This window comes from Paenarthrobacter sp. AR 02 (assembly GCF_021538675.1).
In the GTDB taxonomy this organism is placed as follows: domain Bacteria; phylum Actinomycetota; class Actinomycetes; order Actinomycetales; family Micrococcaceae; genus Arthrobacter.
The window spans coordinates 170,182-192,766 of record NZ_JAJUKH010000001.1 but is presented as its reverse complement, the minus strand read 5'-3'; the positions used below and the strand labels follow the sequence as shown (position 1 = coordinate 192,766).

The 22,585-nt window shown below is 62.1% G+C and carries 13 protein-coding genes; 11 read left to right on the top strand and 2 right to left on the bottom strand.

The genetic code is table 11. The features are described from left to right. Positions 1-11 precede the first annotated feature (11 nt). The 4 genes from LRQ04_RS00945 (at position 12) to rplL (ending at position 3,626) form a co-directional block, all read left to right on the top strand. Positions 12-1,121, top strand: a complete 1,110-nt coding sequence (locus tag LRQ04_RS00945; RefSeq protein WP_235517134.1) for a GNAT family N-acetyltransferase — start codon at positions 12-14, stop codon at positions 1,119-1,121. Then, a complete protein-coding gene (locus LRQ04_RS00940) occupies positions 1,100-2,269 on the top strand; it encodes a GNAT family N-acetyltransferase (RefSeq protein WP_374198914.1) in 1,170 nt (389 codons plus the stop codon). Before LRQ04_RS00945 ends, LRQ04_RS00940 begins: the two co-directional genes overlap by 22 nt. Positions 2,270-2,569: 300 nt before the next feature. After that, a complete protein-coding gene (gene rplJ / locus LRQ04_RS00935; RefSeq protein ID WP_235517132.1) occupies positions 2,570-3,172 on the top strand; it encodes a 50S ribosomal protein L10 in 603 nt (200 codons plus the stop codon). Between the two features lie 76 nt (positions 3,173-3,248). Next, positions 3,249-3,626, top strand: coding sequence for a 50S ribosomal protein L7/L12 (rplL, locus tag LRQ04_RS00930; protein ID WP_018776695.1), 378 nt, complete (start codon positions 3,249-3,251; stop codon positions 3,624-3,626). Between the two features lie 126 nt (positions 3,627-3,752). On the opposite strand, the gene LRQ04_RS00925 is transcribed toward rplL, so the two are convergent. Together LRQ04_RS00925 and LRQ04_RS00920 are read right to left on the bottom strand one after the other, a co-directional pair. Next, on the bottom strand, positions 3,753-4,235 hold the full coding sequence (locus LRQ04_RS00925) for an aminoacyl-tRNA deacylase (RefSeq protein ID WP_235517131.1): 483 nt from the start codon (positions 4,233-4,235) through the stop codon (positions 3,753-3,755). A gap of 11 nt (positions 4,236-4,246) precedes the next feature. Next, positions 4,247-5,446 (bottom strand): acetyl-CoA C-acetyltransferase, encoded by a 1,200-nt coding sequence (locus tag LRQ04_RS00920; RefSeq protein ID WP_235517130.1) that lies wholly within the window; start codon positions 5,444-5,446, stop codon positions 4,247-4,249. Between the two features lie 407 nt (positions 5,447-5,853). Here LRQ04_RS00920 and rpoB point away from each other — a divergent pair, with 407 nt between their 5' ends. From rpoB to LRQ04_RS00885, 7 genes are all read left to right on the top strand, one after another. Next, positions 5,854-9,360, top strand: coding sequence for a DNA-directed RNA polymerase subunit beta (gene rpoB, locus LRQ04_RS00915; protein ID WP_235517129.1), 3,507 nt, complete (start codon positions 5,854-5,856; stop codon positions 9,358-9,360). A 104-nt stretch (positions 9,361-9,464) separates the two neighbouring features. After that, positions 9,465-13,364: a DNA-directed RNA polymerase subunit beta' gene (locus LRQ04_RS00910; RefSeq protein WP_235517128.1), complete on the top strand. Its 3,900-nt coding sequence runs from the start codon at positions 9,465-9,467 to the stop codon at positions 13,362-13,364. Positions 13,365-13,779: 415 nt separating this feature from the next. Then, the gene (gene rpsL, locus LRQ04_RS00905) at positions 13,780-14,154 is read left to right on the top strand and encodes a 30S ribosomal protein S12 (RefSeq protein WP_009358312.1); all 375 of its coding nucleotides are present in this window, start codon (positions 13,780-13,782) and stop codon (positions 14,152-14,154) included. A gap of 1 nt (position 14,155) precedes the next feature. Beyond that, the gene (gene rpsG / locus LRQ04_RS00900) at positions 14,156-14,626 is read left to right on the top strand and encodes a 30S ribosomal protein S7 (RefSeq protein WP_003803829.1); all 471 of its coding nucleotides are present in this window, start codon (positions 14,156-14,158) and stop codon (positions 14,624-14,626) included. Positions 14,627-14,695: 69 nt separating this feature from the next. After that, positions 14,696-16,810, top strand: coding sequence for an elongation factor G (gene fusA / locus LRQ04_RS00895; protein WP_235517127.1), 2,115 nt, complete (start codon positions 14,696-14,698; stop codon positions 16,808-16,810). A 231-nt stretch (positions 16,811-17,041) separates the two neighbouring features. Continuing rightward, a complete protein-coding gene (gene tuf, locus LRQ04_RS00890) occupies positions 17,042-18,232 on the top strand; it encodes an elongation factor Tu (protein ID WP_167263535.1) in 1,191 nt (396 codons plus the stop codon). Between the two features lie 154 nt (positions 18,233-18,386). Next, positions 18,387-22,568 carry a hypothetical protein gene (locus tag LRQ04_RS00885; protein WP_235517126.1) on the top strand — a complete coding sequence of 1,394 codons (4,182 nt, stop codon included), beginning with the start codon at positions 18,387-18,389 and terminating at the stop codon, positions 22,566-22,568. Positions 22,569-22,585: the final 17 nt, after the last annotated feature.

Here is a 22,585-nt window from a genome sequence, read left to right as displayed (position 1 = left end):
GGCTGTGGTGCGTGTCGACGTCGAACATTTCAGCACGTGGGGAGCTGTCCGTAGAACGGATCGCCGTCCCCAAGAGTCCCGCGGCCGGTGGGTCGGCCGACTTCAGCGCTTTCCAGCAGTTGGCGGAAGCCCACGAATTGGAGCTGTGGGGCAACCTGGACCGCTGCGCCACCTTTGCCGAGGCGGTGCTCTTCTGGCAGGGCAACAGCTACGAAGGACGGCAGGTTTTCCTGGCCCGCCTGGACGGCACCGTTGTGGGTAGTGGAACCCTGACACTGCCCTTGAGCGAGAACACGACGACGGCGGGCGTGGACGTCGTGGTCAGCGCGCCTTATCGGCGGCGTGGCTTTGGGTCGCTGATCCTCAAAGAATTGGAGGGCATTGCGAGGGGACGGGGACGTGTGTCCTTCGATGCGTATTGCGGTGCGCCCATTCAGCTTGTAGCGCCTGGCACGGAAGTCCTGGAGTCGAAATCGGGTGCAGGTTGCGTGCCCTTGAACGCTGCGGCAACCCGGTTCGCCCTGCACCACGGCTATTCGTTGGAACAGGTCGAAACGAGCAGCCTGCTGCCCTTCCCGGCGCCGGAAGCACTGCTCCGGAAGTGCGAAGCGGAAGTGGCGCCCAAAGCATTGGGCTACAGCCTCGTAACGTGGCGGGGGAGCTGCCCGGAGGACCTGGTGGACACCTTTGCCAGGCTCAAGGGCTTGATGAGCACAGAGGTCCCGATTGCCGGGTTGGGCTGGGAGGGTGAAGAGTGGGACGCTGCGCGGGTGCGCCAGGACGAAGTCACATGGCAAGCAAGTGGTGGGGACTCGCTGACGGCGGCGGCCCGGCACGATGCCACGGGTGAACTGGCAGCCTACACGGTTCTCACTTACCGTGACGCGAGGCCTGCCGTGATCTACCAGGAGGACACCTTGGTGGCTCCGGGACACCGCGGGCATGGCTTGGGAATGATGGTGAAGATCGCCAACCTGCGGAGCGCCAAGGACTCCTGGCCGGACGCCACATCGGTGTTGACATGGAACGCCAATGAAAACCGGCATATGCTGGCCATAAATATCGCCCTGGGATTCAAGCCCTCCGGCTTTGAAGGCGAATGGCAGAAACGGCTGGGATGACTGTAGACGAGGCGAAGACCGTTCAGATCGAGCAGCTGTGGGTGCCTGACACCCTGGACAGCCCTGATGCCAATGATTTCCTGGCCGCCGTGGAAGTTGGGCGCAGGGTCCGCATGGAGACATGGGGGAGTGACGATCTCGCGTACACCCCCTTGGAGAAGCTGCTGGAGTTTTCCGATCCTTACGAGCGCCAGATCATCCTGGTGGCCAAAGTGGACGGCGACATTGTGGGCACCGTGGATATTGCCTTGCCCCTGGCGGACAACATGGACCTGGCCGAGTTCACCCTGGACATCCTTCCTGAGTTCCAGAGCCGCGGCGTAGGACGCCAGTTGTTGGAAGCAGCCGAGGAGCTGGCGCGGGCCGAAGGCCGCACCATGGTCCTGGTGGACACCAACCACCCGGCCACATCCCTGACGGAGATTCCCGAGGACCAGCTGATCCCCGGCAGTGGTGCGGGCTTCGTTCCGGTCAGCAGCCGTGAGGTGGATTTCGCGAAACGGGCCGGCTACACGCTGCAGCACATCGAGCAGTTCAGTTCCTGCATTCTGCCGCTCGATTCCAAACTGGCGGCCACCCTCCAGTTGGAAGCAGACGAGGCCAACGGCGGACGCTACGCACTGCACCACTGGACGGACCGGTGCCCTGAGCCCTGGTTGGAGGCCGTTGCCGCCTTGGAGAACGCCGCCGGGGAGGTGGTCCGCGACGACGAGGACAGCGAAGCCCCCGGTCTTGAACCCACGGGCATGGTGTTCGATCCCGTCGTCCTGCGGGAGACCGAGGACGCAGCATTGGCGCAGGGCCGGCGAACGGTGGTGACCGCCGTCGAGCACCTGGAGAGCGGACGCATCGTGGGCCTGACCACCATCAGCGTCCTGGCGCACCGCCAGGATGTGGTGTTCCAGGACGACACACTGGTCCTGCAGGAACACCGGGGCAACAAGCTGGGCCTGCTGATCAAGGTGGCAAACATGGAAAGGCTCAGCGAGCAGTTCCCTGATGCCCGGGTGATCTACACATGGAATGCGCCCGAGAACCGCTACCTCCTCACAGTGAATAAGCAGCTTGGATTCGCGACGGCGGGTGTTACGGGTTTGTGGCAGAAGGAACTTCCGGGGCGGGCATCCGGAGCAACGACGTCCGACTAGGCAGCCCCCGATTTGGTTTGCTGCACAGTCTCCCGTAATCTTGAAGTACCAAAGACCGTCGGTTGATGGGAATCCACTCTTTCGAGCTCAGCTCAATTCTGCAGCTGCGCCCCTGAGGCACAAGTGAATTCCTTGACGAAGGACCCTGAACATAGGGCGGCCGGCGCAGGTGAACGAAGCAAGTCTCCATGGATCAAACCATGTTGAGCCAAGCCCCGTGCATCTGCGCGGGGCGTTTTTAGTTTTAGCTCTCGTGAGCGGGGACCCGGAAGACCGGCTTTTATCCCCGGAAGGAGGGTTATGACAACGCCTAGCAAGGTCTCCGCAGTTGCAGAGATCACCAACGATTTCAAGGAATCGAACGCGGCTGTCCTGACCGAATACCGCGGGCTCACTGTTGCACAGCTCAAGGAACTGCGTGTTGCACTCGGCCAGGACACCAAGTTCTCGGTCGTCAAGAACACCCTGAGCGCCATTGCAGCCAAGGAAGCTGGAGTTGAAGCATTCAACGATCAGCTTGCCGGCCCCACTGCAATCGCCTTCATCAAGGGTGACGCTGTTGCTGCTGCAAAGAGCCTGACGGACTTTGCCAAGGCCAACAAGCAGCTGGTCATCAAGACCGGCGTCTTCGAAGGCAAGGCATTGGACGCAGCAGGAGTTGCCGCACTGGCAGCCCTCGAGTCCCGCGAACTGCAGCTTGCCCGCGTTGCTGGTGTCCTCAAGGCTCCCGCATCCGCTGCTGCACGCATCATCGACGCTCTGCGCCTCAAGCTTGAAGAAGAGGGCGGCGCATCTGCACCGGCCGCTGAAGAAGCCCCGGCCGCCGAAGAGGCTGCAACAGAGGAAGCTCCGGCTGCTGAAGAAGCACCGGCCGCTGCCGAAGCTGCAACCGAAGAGAACTAAGTTCTCCCCTCAATCAAACTCTGGTGCCTGGACCGGTTTAGCCCGGATCCGCACCAACTAATGGAAGGACGCCACCATGGCGAAGCTCAGCAACGAAGAGCTCATTGAAGCTTTCAAGGAACTGACCATCATCGAGCTCTCCGAGTTCGTCAAGCTCTTCGAAGAGACCTTCGAAGTTACGGCTGCTGCTGTTGCAGTTGCTGGCCCCGCTGCCGGCGGTGCTGCTGAAGCTGCTGAAGAGAAGACTGACTTTGACGTCATCCTCGAAGCTGCTGGCGACAAGAAGATCGCAGTGATCAAGGAAGTTCGCGCCATCACCTCCCTCGGCCTCAAGGAAGCCAAGGACCTGGTTGACAGCGCACCGAAGGCTGTTCTCGAAGGCGCCAACAAGGAAGCTGCCGAGAAGGCAAAGGCTCAGCTCGAAGAAGCTGGCGCAACGGTTACCCTCAAGTAACTCGTTTTGCTTGTGGAAGCCCCGTTCGGTTCGCCGGGCGGGGCTTCCTGCTTTAAGCACCAACGCGGGGTCACTTGCGGCCCATCCCCAGGGGGATTTACCGGCCGTAAGTGACCCCGCGTTGACCTAGGAAGGTTCGCTGATGTCCGCCACGGTCGCCCCGAGTGCCGCAGTAAGCGAGTCGGCGTCCACGAAAGCGCTGCGGCCATGCGCGCCCGCGCCCATAGAGATTCGACGCCCCGTGATGGTGGCGTCGGCGTACACCGGCCACGCGGTGGTACTGCCCAAGGGCGTAATGGTTCCGCGTTCGTAGCCGGTGGCAGCCAAAGCGATGTCGGCGTGGGGGAGCGAGAGCTTGTTGACGCCCACCAATGCGCGCAGCTTCGGCCAGGAAATCTGGCGATCCCCAGGAATGAGGGCGAACAGGAAGCTCCCATCGCGGTGTTTGACCACCAGCGACTTCACGATGTCCGCGGGGCTGATGCCCAGGATGCCAGCCGCCTCTTCGAGGCTGCGGGCAGCGGGACGTTCGACGACGTCGACGTCCAGTCCGCGGGCGGCGGCATCCTTTAGGAAGCGCTCGGCTCCGTCCATCACGTTTTCAGACATGCTGTCTCCTATCAGTCGCGGTACAGGAGCAAGGCCTCGCCCTGCCCGCCGCCACCGCACAGGGAAACGGCGGCTTTGCCCGTCCCCCGGCGCTTGAGTTCGTGGGCTGCGTGGAGGGCCAACCGGGCACCGGAGGCGCCGATGGGATGCCCGAGTGCGATGGCGCCGCCGTGGATGTTGCACTTTTCCAGGGGATAGCGGAGGTCCTTCAAAGACTGGACAGCCACTGAACCGAACGCTTCATTGATCTCGATGAAGTCCAGGTCCTCTGCCGTCCACCCCGCCCGCTTCAGCGCCTGGGCGATCGCATTGGACGGCTGGGAGTGCAGGGAATTGTCAGGTCCGGCCACCTGGCCCGGCTTACCGACCACGGCCAGGTACTCCAAACCGTTGTCCTCGGCGAAGCGGCGACTTGCCAGCACCAGTGCGGAGGCGCCGTCGGACAGGGGAGAGGAATTGCCGGCTGTGATGGTGCCGTCCGTGGCGAAGGCTGCCTTGAGGGGTGCCAACGTTTCCACGGTGGTGTTCGGCCGCACTCCTTCGTCCGTGGTGAGGACCACCGGATCGCCCTTGCGCTGCTTCACGCTGACCGGAGCGATTTCGACGTCGAACGTCCCGTCTGCGATGGCCGCGGCGGCCCGCTGGTGTGAAGCGGCCGCGACCTCGTCCTGGGAGGTGCGGTCAATGCCGAGCGTGACGTTCTTGGTTTCGGTGGAAAGACCCATTGACTGGCCATCGAAGGCATCGGTGAGGCCGTCGTGGGCGGCGACGTCCAGGGCCTGGATGGCTCCGTAGGTCCATCCCTGCCGGGAACCCGGCAGGAGGTGGGGAGCGCGGCTCATGGATTCCTGGCCACCGGCAACCACCACTGTCGCGTCCCCGCTGCGGATCATGCGCGCAGCATCGATCACTGCGGTCAATCCGGAGAGGCACACTTTGTTGATGGTTACGGCCGGGATGTTCCACCCGATACCTGCGGCGATGGCGCTCTGGCGGGCCGGATTCTGTCCGGCGCCGGCCTGCAGTACCTGGCCCATAATGACGGCGTCCACCTGTTCGGCTTTCGCGCCGCTGGCTGCCAAGGCGGCTGTTATGGCGTGCGCACCAAGGTCGACGGCGGTGAATCCCGCCAGTTGCCCGTTGAGCCGACCCTGTGGGGTTCGGGAAGCGGCAAGAATGACAACATCATTGTCGTCAGCGGAGTTGGTCATGGTCTCTCTTCCGATCCGGGAGTGGTGTAGCAAGGCTATCGCGGGCAAGCGTGAGCCTACTCCCTTCAACGAAGGCGCCCATCAAGGCATTCCTTGCGCATCATGCGGGGGCATGTAGGTGCCTTCAGCAACGGTGCTTGCAATCCCGGACGATCTGGGGTAGACAGGAAGGCTGTTTTCCCGTATTGTAGATATTTGCGTCTTCCCTGTTAACCTTCAGCCTTCATATAGCGGTGGGCTTTACCTCTCAGCTGCGTCATTGACGTGCCGTTCCTCAACGTGCACGGCCTTGCGCAGGCTGGGTCCGGGTCATATAGCGGAACCGGAACAAGTATCCTGCGGAGCACTCCGCGGAATGCAAACGGGGGAGATCTGAAAACGCCTGAAGGTCTGTGGAAGGATCCCTCTTGGTCGCCTCGAGCACCTCTAATAACGAAACCGCTAACACGGCAAGCACCGATGGTGCCACCCGCCGCCTCTCATTCGCAAAGATTCACGAACCCCTTGATGTTCCGAATCTTCTCGCCCTGCAGACTGACAGCTTTGACTGGCTGGTCGGAAACGAACGCTGGCAGGCGCGGGTAGCGAAGGCTGTCGAGGAGGGCGACCTCAGCGTCGCCACCACCTCCGGACTTGCCGACATCTTCGAAGAGATCTCCCCTATCGAGGACTTCCAGGGCACCATGTCCCTGAGCTTCTCCGAGCCGGAGTTCGCTGACCCGAAGTACACCATGGCCGAATGTAAAGACCGTGACGCCACCTACTCGGCCCCGCTGTACGTCAAGGCCGAGTTCATGAACAACAACACGGGCGAAATCAAGCAGCAGACCGTGTTCATGGGCGACTTCCCCCTCATGACCGAGAAGGGAACGTTCGTCGTCAACGGCACCGAGCGTGTCGTCGTCTCCCAGCTGGTCCGTTCGCCGGGCGCCTACTTTGAGCGCACCGCAGACAAGACCAGTGACAAGGACATCTTCACCGCGAAGATCATCCCGTCCCGTGGCGCATGGTTCGAACTCGAAATCGACAAGCGCGACCAGGTCGGCGTTCGTCTTGACCGTAAGCGCAAGCAGTCGGTCACGGTTCTCCTGAAGGCCCTCGGCTGGACCGAAGGCCAGATCCTGGAAGAGTTCGGCCAGTACGACTCCATGCGTGCAACGCTGGAGAAGGACGCCACCGAAACCCGCGAAGACGCCCTTCTGGACATCTACCGCAAGCTGCGTCCGGGCGAGCCGCCCACAGTCGAGGCTGCCCAGTCCCTGCTGGACAACCTGTACTTCAACGCCAAGCGCTACGATCTGGCCAAGGTTGGCCGTTACAAGATCAACCGCAAGCTCGGCATCGACCGCTCCCTTGGCGACAAGGAAGCTTCGGTCCTGCACGTTGAAGACATCGTTGCCATGATCAAGTTCCTCGTTGCGCTCCACGCCGGCGAGAAGACCCTCATGGGCAAGCGCGATGGCCAGGACCACGAGCTCCGCGTCGACATCGACGACATCGACCACTTCGGCAACCGTCGCATCCGCGCCGTTGGCGAACTGATCGAGAACCAGGTCCGCACCGGTCTGTCCCGTATGGAACGCGTTGTTCGCGAACGCATGACCACGCAGGACGTCGAGGCCATCACGCCGCAGACACTGATCAACATCCGTCCCGTTGTTGCAGCCATCAAGGAGTTCTTCGGAACCTCCCAGCTGTCGCAGTTCATGGACCAGAACAACCCGCTCTCGGGTCTGACCCACAAGCGCCGCCTGTCGGCACTTGGCCCGGGTGGTCTGTCCCGCGACCGTGCAGGCATGGAAGTCCGAGACGTTCACCCGTCCCACTACGGACGTATGTGCCCCATCGAAACCCCTGAAGGCCCGAACATTGGTCTGATCGGTTCGTTGGCTTCCTACGGCCGCATCAACCCGTTCGGCTTCATCGAGACGCCGTACCGCTTGGTGTCCAACGGTGTTGTCTCGGATGAGGTCCAGTACCTCACCGCCGACGACGAAGCAGAGGTCCTGATTGCACAGGCCAACGCTCCGCTGGATGCTGACAAGAAGTTCTCCGAAGAGACCGTCCTTGTCCGTGCCCGTGGTGGTGGAGGCGAGCCCGTCCTGGTTCCCGCAGGCGAGGTCCAGTTCATGGACGTTTCCCCGCGCCAGATGGTGTCCGTGGCAACGGCCCTTATTCCGTTCCTTGAGCATGACGATGCAAACCGCGCACTCATGGGTGCCAACATGCAGCGCCAGGCTGTGCCGCTGGTCCGTTCCGAGGCACCTTTCGTGGGTACCGGCATGGAACGTGCAGCCGCCGTCGACGCCGGTGACGTTGTCATCGCGAAGAAGGCAGGTGTGGTTACCGAGGTTTCCGCCGAGCTCGTTGTGATGATCAACGACGACGGCACCGAAACCAACTACCGCATCAACAAGTTCGCCCGTTCCAACCAGGGCAACTGCTACAACCACCGCGTCCTGGTCAACGAAGGCCAGCGCCTGGAAGTTGGCGGCATCATCGCTGACGGTCCCGCAACGGACCAGGGTGAGCTCGCCCTCGGTAAGAACCTGCTCGTGGCATTCATGTCATGGGAAGGCCACAACTTCGAGGACGCCATCATCCTGTCCCAGCGCATCGTCGCTGAGGATGTTCTTTCCTCCATCCACATCGAGGAGCACGAAATTGATGCCCGCGACACCAAGCTTGGTGCCGAGGAAATCACCCGTGACATCCCCAACGTGTCCGAGGAAGTCCTGGCAGGCCTGGACGAGCGCGGCATCATCCACATCGGTGCCGAGGTTGAAGCCGGCGACATCCTGGTAGGCAAGGTCACCCCCAAGGGTGAAACCGAGCTGACCCCGGAAGAGCGCCTGCTGCGTGCCATCTTCGGTGAGAAGTCCCGCGAAGTCCGTGACACCTCGCTGAAGGTGCCCCACGGCGAGTCCGGTACGGTCATCGGCGTGCGCGTCTTCGACCGCGACAACGACGACGAACTGCCCCCGGGCGTGAACCAGCTGGTCCGCGTCTACGTTGCAGCCAAGCGTAAGATCACCGACGGCGACAAGCTCGCCGGCCGTCACGGCAACAAGGGTGTTATCTCCAAGATCCTGCCGATCGAGGACATGCCCTTCCTTGCAGACGGTACCCCGGTGGACATCGTCCTGAACCCGCTTGGTGTTCCGGGTCGAATGAACGTTGGCCAGGTCCTGGAAACCCACCTCGGTTGGGTTGCCAAGACCGGTTGGAAGATCGAAGGCGAGCCGGAGTGGGTCAAGAACCTGCCCAACCTGCCCCGTGAAACCGGCCAGACCACCGTTGCCACCCCGGTGTTCGATGGCGCCCGTGAAGAAGAAATCACTGGCCTGCTTGACTCCACCAACGTGACCCGTGACGGCGACCGCCTGATCGATTCCTCCGGCAAGACCCGTCTGTTCGACGGCCGCTCCGGCGAGCCGTTCCCGGACCCGATCTCCGTCGGTTACATGTACATCCTGAAGCTCCACCACCTGGTGGACGACAAGATCCACGCGCGCTCCACCGGCCCGTACTCCATGATCACGCAGCAGCCGCTGGGTGGTAAGGCACAGTTCGGTGGCCAGCGCTTCGGTGAAATGGAAGTGTGGGCGCTCGAAGCTTACGGTGCCGCCTACACCCTTCAGGAACTCCTCACGATCAAGTCGGATGACATCCATGGCCGTGTGAAGGTCTACGAAGCCATCGTCAAGGGCGAGAACATCCCTGAGCCTGGCGTTCCCGAGTCCTTCAAGGTCTTGATCAAGGAAATGCAGTCGTTGTGCCTGAACGTGGAAGTTCTTTCCACGGACGGAACCACGATCGAAATGCGTGACTCTGATGACGCAGTCTTCACGGCTGCGGAAGAACTGGGCATCGATCTGTCTCGTGCAGAGCCCAGTTCCGTAGAAGAGGTTTAGCAGCGGTTCCGGCGGGCGGTGATCAACCACTGTCCGCCGGAACAGCTCCCTCTTCCCGTAACCAAGACTTCAGAATTTAGAGAACAAGAGAGAACAGGGACCATATGTCCAGCGAATCCTCCTTCGGCCTCATGCAGATCGGCCTCGCCACCGCGGAAGACATCCGCGGATGGTCTTACGGTGAGGTCAAGAAGCCGGAAACCATCAACTACCGCACGCTCAAGCCTGAGAAGGACGGCCTTTTCTGCGAGAAGATCTTCGGACCGTCCCGCGACTGGGAGTGCTACTGCGGTAAGTACAAGCGCGTGCGCTTCAAGGGCATCATCTGCGAGCGTTGTGGTGTGGAAGTTACCCGCGCCAAGGTACGCCGTGAGCGCATGGGCCACATCGAACTGGCCGCGCCTGTAACCCACATCTGGTACTTCAAGGGCGTTCCCTCGCGCTTGGGCTACCTTTTGGACCTGGCACCGAAGGACCTTGAGAAGGTCATCTACTTCGCTGCCTACATGATCACCAGCGTTGACACTGAAAGCCGTCACGCCGAACTGCCGAACCTCCAGGTCGAGCACGACCTCGAGAAGAAGCAGATGATCGACAACCGCGACAGCGACATCGCCACGATCGCCCGCGACCTTGAGGACGAGCTTGCCCGTCTTGAAGGCGAAGGCGCCAAGGCTGCCGACAAGAAGAAGGCCCGCGACTCTGCCGACCGCCAGATGGCGAACGTCCGCAAGCGTGCCGACGCCGACATCGAGCGCCTTGAGCAGGTCTGGGACCGCTTCAAGAACTTGAAGGTCGCGGACCTCGAAGGTGACGAGGGCCTGTACCGCGAACTCCGCGACCGTTACGGTCTGTACTTCGAGGGCTCCATGGGCGCCGAGGCCATCAAGAAGCGCCTTGAGACCTTCGACATGCAGGCTGAAGCTGAGTCACTGCGCGACACCATCCAGAACGGCAAGGGCCAGCGCAAGACGCGTGCCCTGAAGCGCCTGAAGGTTGTCAACGCGTTCCTGACCACCAACAACAGCCCGCTCGGCATGGTTCTCGACGCCGTCCCGGTGATCCCGCCGGAACTGCGCCCGATGGTCCAGTTGGACGGTGGCCGCTTCGCGACCTCCGACCTCAACGACCTCTACCGTCGTGTGATCAACCGCAACAACCGACTCAAGCGCCTGCTTGACCTGGGTGCTCCGGAGATCATCGTCAACAACGAGAAGCGCATGCTTCAGGAAGCTGTTGACAGCCTCTTCGACAACGGCCGTCGTGGCCGTCCGGTCACGGGTCCGGGCAACCGTCCGCTGAAGTCCCTGAGCGACATGCTCAAGGGCAAGCAGGGTCGTTTCCGCCAGAACCTCCTCGGCAAGCGTGTTGACTACTCCGGCCGTTCGGTCATCGTCGTCGGCCCGCAGCTGAAGCTGCACCAGTGTGGCCTGCCCAAGCAGATGGCCCTGGAGCTCTTCAAGCCGTTCGTGATGAAGCGCCTGGTTGACCTCAACCACGCCCAGAACATCAAGTCGGCAAAGCGCATGGTCGAGCGTTACCGCCCGCAGGTCTGGGACGTGCTGGAAGAGATCATCACCGAACACCCGGTGCTGCTCAACCGTGCACCTACCCTGCACCGCCTCGGCATCCAGGCCTTCGAACCGCAGCTTGTGGAAGGCAAGGCAATCCAGCTTCACCCGCTGGTTTGTGGCGCCTTCAACGCTGACTTCGACGGCGACCAGATGGCAGTTCACCTGCCGCTGAGCCCGGAAGCCCAGGCCGAAGCACGCATCCTGATGCTGTCCTCGAACAACATCCTGAAGCCGTCCGACGGTCGTCCGGTGACCCTGCCTTCGCAGGATATGATCATCGGCCTGTACCACCTGACCACCAAGCGCGTCGGTTCCGCCGGCGAGGGCCGCATCTTCTCCTCGGTTTCAGAAGCGATCATGGCGTACGACGCCCGTGACCTGCACCTGAACTCGCAGATCAAGATCCGCCTTGACGACTTCGTGCCGTACGCAGGCTGGGAAGCTCCGGAAGGTTGGGAGCCCGGTCAGCCGGCTCTCGTTGAAACCTCCCTGGGCCAGGTCATCTTCAACCAGACGCTGCCCGAGGATTACCCATGGGTTGAGGCTGTTGCCGACAAGGGCGAACTGTCCCGGATCGTCAACGACCTCGCTGAGCGCTACCCGAAGGTTGTCACGGCTGCAACGCTGGATAACCTGAAGGACGCCGGCTTCTACTGGGCCACCCGTTCGGGTGTCACGGTTGCCATCTCCGACATCGAGGTTCCGGCTTCCAAGCCGGGCATCCTTGCCGGTTATGAAGGCATGGCTGCCAAGATCCAGGGCCAGTACGACAAGGGCCTGATCGACGACGACGAGCGTCGCCAGGAACTGATCGAGATCTGGAACAAGGCAACCAACGAGATCGCCCAGGCGATGCGTGACAGCCTGTCCCCGATGAACACCATCAACCGCATGGTGTCCTCCGGTGCACGTGGTAACTGGATGCAGGTCCGCCAGATCGCGGGTATCCGTGGTCTTGTGGCCAACCCGAAGGGTGAGATTATTCCTCGCCCGATCAAGTCCTCCTACCGCGAGGGCCTGTCGGTTCTGGAATACTTCATCGCCACGCACGGTGCCCGTAAGGGTCTGGCCGATACCGCTCTCCGTACCGCCAACTCGGGTTACCTGACCCGTCGTCTGGTGGACGTTTCGCAGGACGTCATTGTCCGCGAAGAGGACTGCGGTACCGAGCGCGGTCTGGTCACCCCGATCGCCGTGCCGGACGCCAATGGTGAACTCGTCATGGACGAGAACGTCGAGAACAGCGCCTACGCACGTACGCTGGCTGTCGACGTCGTCGATGCCCAGGGCAATGTCCTGGCTGCCGGCGGCACCGACTGCGGTGACGTTGTCATCGACCAGCTGCTTGCTGCAGGCATCACCGAGGTCAAGGTCCGCTCCGTGCTCACCTGTGAGTCCAAGGTCGGTACCTGTGCACTTTGCTACGGCCGTTCGTTGGCTACGGGTAAGACCGTGGACATCGGCGAGGCCGTGGGCATCATCGCCGCACAGTCCATCGGTGAGCCGGGTACCCAGCTGACCATGCGTACGTTCCACACCGGTGGTGCTGTCTCCGCCGGTGGTGGCGACGACATCACCCAGGGTCTGCCCCGTATCCAGGAGCTCTTCGAAGCCCGTACTCCGAAGGGTGTCGCACCGATTGCTGAAGCAGCCGGCCGCATCACCATCGAAGAGTCCGAGCGCCAGATGCGCCTGGTTATCACTCCGGACGACGGTTCCGAAGAGATCGCATACCCGGTGCTGCGCCGTTCCCGCCTCCTCATCGAGGATGGCGAGCACGTCAGCGTCGGCCAGAAGCTGATCAACGGTCCGGTGGACCCGAAGCAGGTTCTGCGCATCATGGGCCCGCGTGCTGCACAGAAGTTCCTCGTGGACGAAGTACAGGGCGTTTACCGCAGCCAGGGTATTGGTATCCACGACAAGCACGTCGAGGTTATCGTCCGCCAGATGCTGCGCCGCGTGACTGTCATCGAGTCCGGCGACTCCGACTTGCTCCCCGGTGAGCTCGCAGAGCGTGCCCGCTTCGAGGACGAGAACCGCCGCGTCGTGTCCGAGGGCAAGGCACCGGCTTCCGGCCGTCCGGAACTCATGGGTATCACCAAGGCTTCCTTGGCTACCGAGTCCTGGCTGTCGGCTGCTTCCTTCCAGGAAACCACCCGCGTCCTGACGCAGGCGGCCATGGAAGGCAAGAGCGATCCTCTGCTCGGCCTCAAGGAAAACGTCATCATCGGTAAGCTCATCCCGGCTGGTACGGGTCTGCCCCGCTACACAGAGGTCACTGTGGAGCCGACGGAAGAAGCGAAGGCAAGCCTGTTCACGGGCCCCAGCGCTTTCACCGACTTCTCCTATGACGCCCTGGGCGGCGACGGTGCTCCCGAGTTCCACGCCATCCCGTTGGATGACTACGATCTCGGCAACGACTTCCGCTAAAAAGCGGTTGTCAGCGCTTTGACGGTCGGGTCCCGCACTTTCGAGTGCGGGACCTGACCCGTTTAACCCGCCTTCCGCTGGGGTGACCCGGGGGAGTGGAGGACGACGGCGGCTGCCGGCTTCCGCCGTCGTCCTCCATACACCCGATTAAGGCGCCAGATCAAGCCGTGCTAGACTTTTGGTAATTGTTCTGTGTGGCAGTGGATGAAGGCCGCCGCAGCATCATTTTGGTTTTGTTCTCATGGTGCTGGGTGGAGCCTGTTTCCGGGTTGCGGGCAACATGCGCAACGAATGCCGCACTTTTGCACGCCTACCGGAGTTTCGGCCGGCTGCACGAGCAACGCCAAAGTTCCCACGTTTACACCGGCTGGCGCCGTTGTGTGGGGGCAGAGATCAAACAACGGAGAACACGAAAGTGCCTACGATTAACCAGCTGGTCCGCAAGGGCCGCACGCCGAAGGTCTCCAAGACCAAGGCTCCCGCGCTGAAGGGCAGCCCGATGCGCCGCGGTGTTTGCACCCGCGTTTACACCACCACCCCCAAGAAGCCGAACTCGGCTCTGCGTAAGGTGGCACGTGTGCGCCTCAACGGTGGCGTTGAAGTTACCGCCTACATCCCCGGTGTTGGCCACAACCTCCAGGAGCACTCCATCGTGCTCGTCCGTGGTGGTCGTGTGAAGGACCTTCCGGGTGTCCGCTACAAGATCGTCCGTGGCGCACTCGACACCCAGGGTGTCAAGAACCGCAAGCAGGCCCGCAGCCGTTACGGCGCAAAGATGGAGAAGAAGTAATATGCCTCGCAAGGGTCCGGCCCCGAAGCGGCCGCTAGTTTCCGATCCCGTTTACGGCTCCCCGTTGGTCACGCAGCTGATCAACAAGGTTCTGGTTGACGGCAAGAAGTCCACCGCAGAGCGCATCGTTTACGGCGCACTCGAAGGTGCACGTGCCAAGTCCGGCGGCGACCCCGTTGCCGCCCTCAAGAAGGCCATGGACAACGTCAAGCCTTCCCTTGAGGTGCGTTCACGCCGTGTTGGTGGCGCCACCTACCAGGTTCCGGTTGAGGTCAAGCCGGGCCGCTCCACCGCCCTCGCTCTGCGTTGGCTCGTGGGCTACTCCAAGGCCCGCCGGGAGAAGACCATGACCGAGCGTCTCCAGAACGAAATCCTGGATGCGTCCAATGGTCTTGGTGCCGCTGTGAAGCGTCGCGAAGACACCCACAAGATGGCCGAGTCCAACAAGGCCTTCGCACACTACCGCTGGTAAAACTTCCCGGACGCCGCCGGCTCAACAGAGTCGGCGGCGAACGTGTAGTCCATCCGAAAGGGAGACCCCGTGGCACAGGACGTGCTTACCGACCTTAATAAGGTCCGCAACATCGGCATCATGGCCCACATCGATGCCGGCAAGACCACCACTACCGAGCGCATCCTGTTCTACACGGGTGTGAACCACAAGATCGGCGAAACGCACGACGGCGCTTCGACGACTGACTGGATGGAACAGGAAAAGGAACGCGGCATCACCATCACGTCTGCCGCCGTGACCTGTTTCTGGAACCAGAACCAGATCAACATCATCGACACCCCGGGCCACGTGGACTTCACGGTTGAGGTTGAGCGCTCCCTGCGCGTCCTCGACGGTGCAGTCGCAGTGTTCGACGGCAAGGAAGGCGTGGAGCCGCAGTCCGAGACTGTTTGGCGCCAGGCTGACAAGTACAACGTTCCGCGTATCTGCTTCGTCAACAAGATGGACAAGCTGGGTGCTGACTTCTACTTCACCGTAGACACCATCATCTCCCGCCTCGGTGCCAAGCCGCTGGTCATGCAGCTGCCCATCGGTGCCGAGAACGACTTCATCGGTGTCGTCGACCTCCTCGAAATGCGTGCCCTGGTTTGGCCTGGCGACGCTAAGGGTGACGTCACCATGGGTGCTTCCTACGAAGTACAGGAAATTCCGGCGGACCTCCAGGCCAAGGCCGAGGAGTACCGTGCGCAGCTCGTTGAGACTGTGGCCGAGTCCTCCGAAGAGCTCATGGAGAAGTACCTCGAAGGTGAAGAACTCACCCTCGAAGAGATCAAAGCCGGCATCCGCAAGATGACCATCAACTCTGAGCTCTACCCGGTCTTCTGTGGTTCAGCCTTCAAGAACCGCGGCGTTCAGCCGATGCTGGATGCTGTTGTCGACTTCCTGCCGAACCCGCTCGACGTCCCGCCGATGATCGGTCACGATCCCCGCGACGAAGAGAAGGAACTGACCCGTAAGCCTTCTGCAGACGAGCCGTTCTCGGCACTCGCCTTCAAGATTGCTGCGCACCCGTTCTTCGGCCAGCTGACCTTCGTCCGCGTGTACTCCGGTCACGTCGAAGCCGGCGCCCAGGTTGTTAACTCCACCAAGGGCAAGAAGGAACGTATCGGCAAGCTGTTCCAGATGCACGCCAACAAGGAAATGCCCGTTGAGGGCGCTACCGCCGGCCACATCTACGCAGCTATCGGTCTGAAGGACACCACCACGGGTGACACCCTGTGCGATGCCAACAACCAGATCGTCCTCGAGTCCATGAGCTTCCCGGAGCCCGTGATCTCGGTTGCCATCGAGCCCAACACCAAGGGTGACCAGGAGAAGCTCTCCACGGCCATCCAGAAGCTCTCCGCTGAGGACCCGACCTTCCAGGTTTCCCTCAACGAAGACACGGGCCAGACCATCATCGCCGGCATGGGCGAGCTCCACCTGGACATCCTGGTGGACCGCATGCGCCGCGAATTCAAGGTCGAGGCAAACGTGGGCAAGCCGCAGGTTGCTTACCGCGAAACCATCAAGCGCGCCGTCGAGCGCCTTGACTACACGCACAAGAAGCAGACCGGTGGTTCGGGTCAGTTCGCAAAGATCCAGATCGCGATCGAGCCCATGGACACCGCTTCAGGCGAGCTGTACGCGTTCGAGAACAAGGTCACTGGTGGCCGCGTTCCCCGCGAGTACATCCCGTCCGTTGACGCCGGTATCCAGGATGCACTGAACGACGGCGTCCTGGCCGGTTACCCGGTTGTCGGCATCAAGGCCACGCTGATTGACGGCGCGTCCCACGACGTTGACTCCTCGGAAATGGCGTTCAAGATCGCTGGGCGTATGGCTTTCAAGGAAGCTGCACGCAAGGCGAACCCTGTTCTGCTCGAACCGCTGATGGATGTTGAGGTCCGCACACCTGAGGAATACATGGGTGATGTTATTGGTGACCTGAACGCCCGCCGTGGCCAGATGCAGTCCATGGAGGACGCAGCAGGTGTGAAGGTTATCCGTGCACACGTTCCGCTGTCCGGCATGTTCGGCTACATCGGTGACCTGCGGTCCAAGACCCAGGGTCGCGCTGTGTACTCCATGACGTTCAACAGCTATGCGGAGGTCCCGAAGGCAGTAGCCGACGAGATCATCCAGAAAACCCGCGGCGAGTAATCTCCCGGTAACGGATGCAATTCCGGTCCCGGGAAGGCATCTAAGCGTATGAGGTGGGGCTGCAGCGGAAGCTGCAGCCCGGCCCCTGCGCAAACAGGCTCTAGGAACTAAGATTGGTTCCTGAATCTGCAATTTCACCAAAACCAAGCCCCCAAGTAGACTTGCTAAAGTTTCTGCCGCGAAAAGCGCGGCCGAGGAGCACTTCACTTGAAATCGTTCTAGGAGGAACCTGTGGCAAAGGCAAAGTTCGAGCGGACTAAGCCGCACGTCAACATCGGCACCATTGGTCACGTTGACCACGGTAAGACGACGCTGACTGCCGCCATTTCCAAGGTGCTGTACGACCAGTACCCGGATCTCAACGAGCAGCGCGACTTCGCGTCGATCGACTCCGCTCCGGAAGAGCGCCAGCGCGGTATTACCATCAACATCTCCCACGTGGAGTACCAGACCGAGAAGCGCCACTACGCACACGTAGACGCCCCCGGTCACGCTGACTACATCAAGAACATGATCACCGGTGCTGCCCAGATGGACGGCGCAATCCTCGTGGTTGCCGCAACCGATGGTCCGATGGCTCAGACCCGTGAGCACGTTCTGCTCGCCCGCCAGGTTGGTGTTCCCTACCTGCTGGTCGCACTGAACAAGTCCGACATGGTTGATGACGAAGAACTCCTCGACCTCGTCGAAATGGAAGTTCGTGAGCTCCTGAGCTCGCAGGGCTTCGATGGCGATGAGGCTCCGGTTGTTCGCGTTTCCGGCCTCAAGGCTCTGGAAGGCGACCCGGTTTGGGTCAAGTCCGTTCAGGACCTGATGGCAGCTGTCGACGAGTCCGTTCCGGACCCCGTACGTGACCGCGACAAGCCGTTCCTGATGCCGATCGAAGACGTCTTCACGATCACCGGTCGTGGCACCGTTGTAACGGGCCGCGCCGAGCGTGGAACCCTCGCCATCAACTCCGAGGTCGAGATCGTCGGCATCCGCCCGGTCCAGAAGACCACGGTTACCGGTATCGAGATGTTCCACAAGCAGCTCGACGAAGCATGGGCCGGCGAGAACTGTGGCCTCCTGCTCCGCGGTCTCAAGCGCGACGATGTCGAGCGTGGCCAGGTTGTCGTCAAGCCGGGTTCCATCACCCCGCACACCGACTTCGAGGCTAACGTCTACATCCTCTCCAAGGACGAAGGCGGACGTCACAACCCGTTCTACTCCAACTACCGCCCGCAGTTCTACTTCCGCACCACGGACGTAACCGGCGTTATCACCCTGCCGGAAGGCACGGAAATGGTTATGCCTGGCGACAACACTGAGATGACCGTTGCGCTCATCCAGCCGATCGCTATGGAAGAGGGCCTCGGCTTCGCTATCCGCGAAGGCGGCCGCACCGTTGGTTCGGGACGTGTCACCAGCATCATCAAGTAGTTTCTGCTTGTAGATCAGTGACCTTCCGGCCCAGCCGGTAGTTACGCACAGGAAGAGCCCCACCGCTTCTGCGGTGGGGCTCTTCTTTGCTATGATTTCTCTAACGAATGGATAAACGCGGCGGGATCGAGGCCGACAGATCTAAGGACCTTCCATGAATGGATTGCTCGTTTTGGTGCTCCTGGCAATGACCGGGGCGATCGCCTATGCCCTGGGGCTTAGGAGTGGAAGCAAGAGCCGGTCGCCTCATCCCGGCAGCAATGACTCCTCGGGAACGGATCCGGTTGCCGGACCGGATGCCTACCGCGCGGGCTACCTGGCCGGGCACATGGCGGGCTGGCGTGACGCCGAAGCCCGTCGGGATCCTGCCGCAGAGACGACCAAGCAGGTACCGGACCCCCACGTTGGGGCTCCGTTTCCAAGAGTCAACCCAACGCCGGCGATGCCTCTGCAACCGCCGACCTCCGACACAGGTCCGTATTCCATGGTTCCGCCGGCGCCCCGGCAGCAGGGGCCCTACCAGCCCGCACCCCAGCAGCAAGCGACACGCCAACCCGTCGTTGCCAGGGTCCAGCAGGCACCTGTCCCTCGGGAGACGCCGGAAGCTGCGGCAGCCCGCAAGGAGAAGCGGGACCAGCAAAACATCAACATCACGCTCTATGTTGCAAGCCTTTTGCTGGTAGCTGCGGGTGCCTTGTTTGTAGGTACGAGCCTGCCGGGAGTTTTCCGCTTCATGGGTATCTGGTTCATCACGGCTCTCTTCTACATCGCCGGACTCATCATCCACGCCAAGGTTCCCCGGCTTCGTCCGGCCGCTGTGGCTTTCGTAGGAACGGGGCTGGCACTCATCCCGGTGACGGGGCTGGCGATGTACAACTTCGCCCTTCACGATGGTCCGGCAGCCTGGTTGGTGACGTCGTTGTTGGGCATGGCGATCTACTCCTATACCGCCGTTCGGCTGGATAACAAGGTCCTGGCATTTCTTTCCCTCAGTTTTGTCGTCTCTACGGCCTGGTCAGGTGTTTCCGTCCTTGGGGGTGCCCTGGTGTGGTACTTCATCGCGATGATCGGGGTGGCCGTCCTGCTGACTTTGGGTGCGTTGTTGCGTCCGCGTTGGATACCGCCCCTCTATATCCGTCCGCTGATGATGCTGCATCCGTTCGTGGTGCCAGCGGTCGCCGTAGCTGTGACAGTGACACCGGCGCTTCTGTCGAGAGGCGAGTACGCATTGGTCATGGCCGTATGTGGCACCTACTTCACGGTGATGGCCTTTGTGCCCGGCGGAGTTTTCCGGCTTCAAAACGCCTATGCTGCCCGGCTCGCCTTCACTTTGGCGCTGCTGGGAGTTGTGTGGGACCTGTCTGAGGACGTAAGTCTGGTGATGTTCGCTGCCGTTGTTTGCCTGGGCGTCCAGTCGCTGGGGATCGCGTTCGCGGGGGAGAGGCTTGCCCCGCGGTTCTGGTGGAACGATGCCGTGTCGTGCTTGGGCTTGCAGCTGGTGACGGCAGCAGCCCTGACGGTGGTCCTGGGAATCGGTGAGTTCGATCTTGCCCCTTACCTTCCACTGTTTGCCGCGATGCTGACCGCCATGGTGGTGGGGTGGAAGGCAGGCGGCCGTGTGGAGTTCGCGCCGGGGGTCGTCGCGGCTGTGGCCCTGCCCTTCATGGGGGTGCTGGGCTCGTGGGCCCTCTCAGGCCTCCTGATTTCTGCCGGGTTGTACTGGTTCCTCCGGGGTGCCATTCAACCGGGTGCATTTCGCGAGCACTTGATTCTTGCCGGACGTATCGCCCTGACGCTGGGTGCGCCCGCAGTGGCGGCCGGCATCTTTGAAGAGAGCACCAACCAGGTTGCTGCCTCTTTGCTGGCGTTCGTCGGTGCCGCCGTCCTTCAGCAAGTAGCCAATGCCCTCCTGATGGGAGGGGGAGTCCGGCTCTTGGCGCCGTGGGCGTCGACCGCAGCCTTCGGCGGTTCCGGGATGGCGGGGCTACTGATCCTGCCGGTAGTCGATCACGTGGCAGGACGGCCTGCCGTGGTCACGGCTGTCTACTTGGTCCTGCTGGCAGGCGTCGCCTCCGGATCCTTGCTCTTCCGTCGGGACGCTGAAGGTGACGGTTCGCGGCGACCGGCTATGTGGGAGTTCCTTGCCCCGGGTGCGGTCTTCGTCGCCGGGGTGGTGGGCGCGATGTCGGTGTCCCTCGCCCTGGGCAACGTGGTCCTCCTGGTCGGGATCGGGTATTTCTGCCTGACTGCTTTGAGGCTCGCCCCGTCCTTGCATCGTCAGTGCTACTGGTGGCTGGCCCGGGCGTCGGCTACTTTGCTGGCGGCATCAGCAACCTACGACGCCACTCGCGACAACGGAGGCTTGCGGATAGCAGGGGAGATGCCGTCGGTTGCGGTTGTCGTCGTCGCCATGGGCGCACTTCAGCTTGCCCTCCCGCTTCTGCCGGGCATGCGCCGACGCTACCCGCAAGCTTCCATGGCTGATGCAGGGGTCGTCCTGACAGTCATGGCTGCCGCCACCTCGATCCTGACGCTCGCAGGCAGCGTAGGACTCCTTCCAAAGCATGGGTGGCAGCCAGGGTTTACAGCAACGGCCACGGCCTTGGCCGCTGTTGCCTGCGGAGTGGTGCTTCGCCGCAACTCCGCCGCATGGATCTTCGCCCCGGTGTCCCTGGCACTGCTTTTGGCCCTTCGGATGGCGAATATCCGTGACGTCGAAATACTCTTGGGCATCTTCGCGGCGTACTGCGGATACATGGTGTCCGTTGTCCGTGAGCGTCGGGCCCGTGGGGGATACCTGTTGGGTGTCCGTGTCCTTGCGACCGCGTTCGCGGGCGTGGTCGCGGCCGATGTCTCTGACTCTGCCACGACCGTGTCCTTGGTGATCGCCTTTACCCTGGTGCTCCAGCATGTGGCTGGGCTGACCGTGCGCAGCCGGGGTACCGATGTCGCCTTCCAGCAGTTAACGGTGTGGGCCACCCTGGGTGTTCAGCTCGCCCTCCCGGTGGGTTACCTGCTGATGCGGAATTTCGACGGCGGTGGCCGGTGGGTGGTCCTTGTCGAGTTGGCGCTGGTCCTGGCCTGTGCCGCGATTGCCTGGCGTTACCTCAAGGTGCCTGGCTCAGAGTACTTCGTCATCGCTGCCGCGGGACTCGGCGTGGTCCTCGCTGGCCCTGCCGCCCGTTTTCCCACCGCGACCTGGTTGCATCAGCCCCTCCTGGACAAGTACCAGGTGCCCATGGTGCTGCTTGCGTTGTCCACCCTGAGCACCGTGGTGCGGTGCATCTTCGTCGCCCGGGGGTCCGGCGCCCCTGCCTCTGAGCAGGGGAGGGGCCGATGGTTCTGGCTATCCGCGGCACTGGGTTTCGTCGTTGCCGGCGGCTTGTTCTCGATCGGCGTCTCGCTGTCCCTCACCGGACTGTCGATGCTGGTCCTGGCCTTGGCGCTCTTTGCCGCCTCACACATCGAGAGGGTCCCGTCCCTCTACGCTGCGGCGGCGCCGGCTGTGCTGGTGGGCTCGATATTCACCGTCGATGGTTTGCTCGATGGACACCCCGCGGGTGTCTGGGCCGCATTCATGCCTTGGCTTGTGGGCGGGGTTGGCTCGTCAGTCCTCTTGTACTCCGCGAAACTTTTCGGAGGCCGGGAGGTTGCCGGCGTGCTCTGGCGCCGTAACGCGTTGGCGGGGACCGCCGTCGTCGGCTTGGTTTCGGCTGCAGCGGTGGGCCTGCTACGGGACGGGACGGCCTTGGCCGGAGCGGCACTGGTCATCGCGGCGGGTGTGCTGGTGGTTGTTGAAATTCCGTACAACAAATGGCTGGCCGCTGAGGTGGCGGGGGTGCTGTCGGTGGCCGCTTTGCAGCGCGCGCAGCTGTTTGTGGACAGTTCCCGGCCCGACTGGTTCTGGGCGATGCAGTGGTACGTGATCGCCTTGGCTGTTCTGGCAGGACTGCGCTACTTCAAGGGGCAACGGAGCGACGGACTGCTCCGGCTCTGCGTGGCAGCAGGTTTGTTGTCGGTGACATCCTTGGGCACGATCTTCGGCGGCACTCCGGCCCAGCAACTCTATGTGCTGGTAGCGCACGTGGTCCTTCTTGCAGTTGGCCTGCTCCTGGCCGAACGGGTCATCGTGTGGTGGGGCGCAGTCGGCGTTGCGCTCAGTATCATGTGGGCGCTGCGTTCTTACGCCTTTGCCATGCTGGCCCTCGTTGCGCTGGGGCTGATTGTGTTGGCGGTCTGGCGGCTGAACAAGCGACCCCACGCTGGTGTGGCGGACGAAGGCCCGAACAACAACCCGGGTGATGTCCCGTCGCAGGCCAAGGACGGAATCCGATAATGTTGCAGTCTACGGAG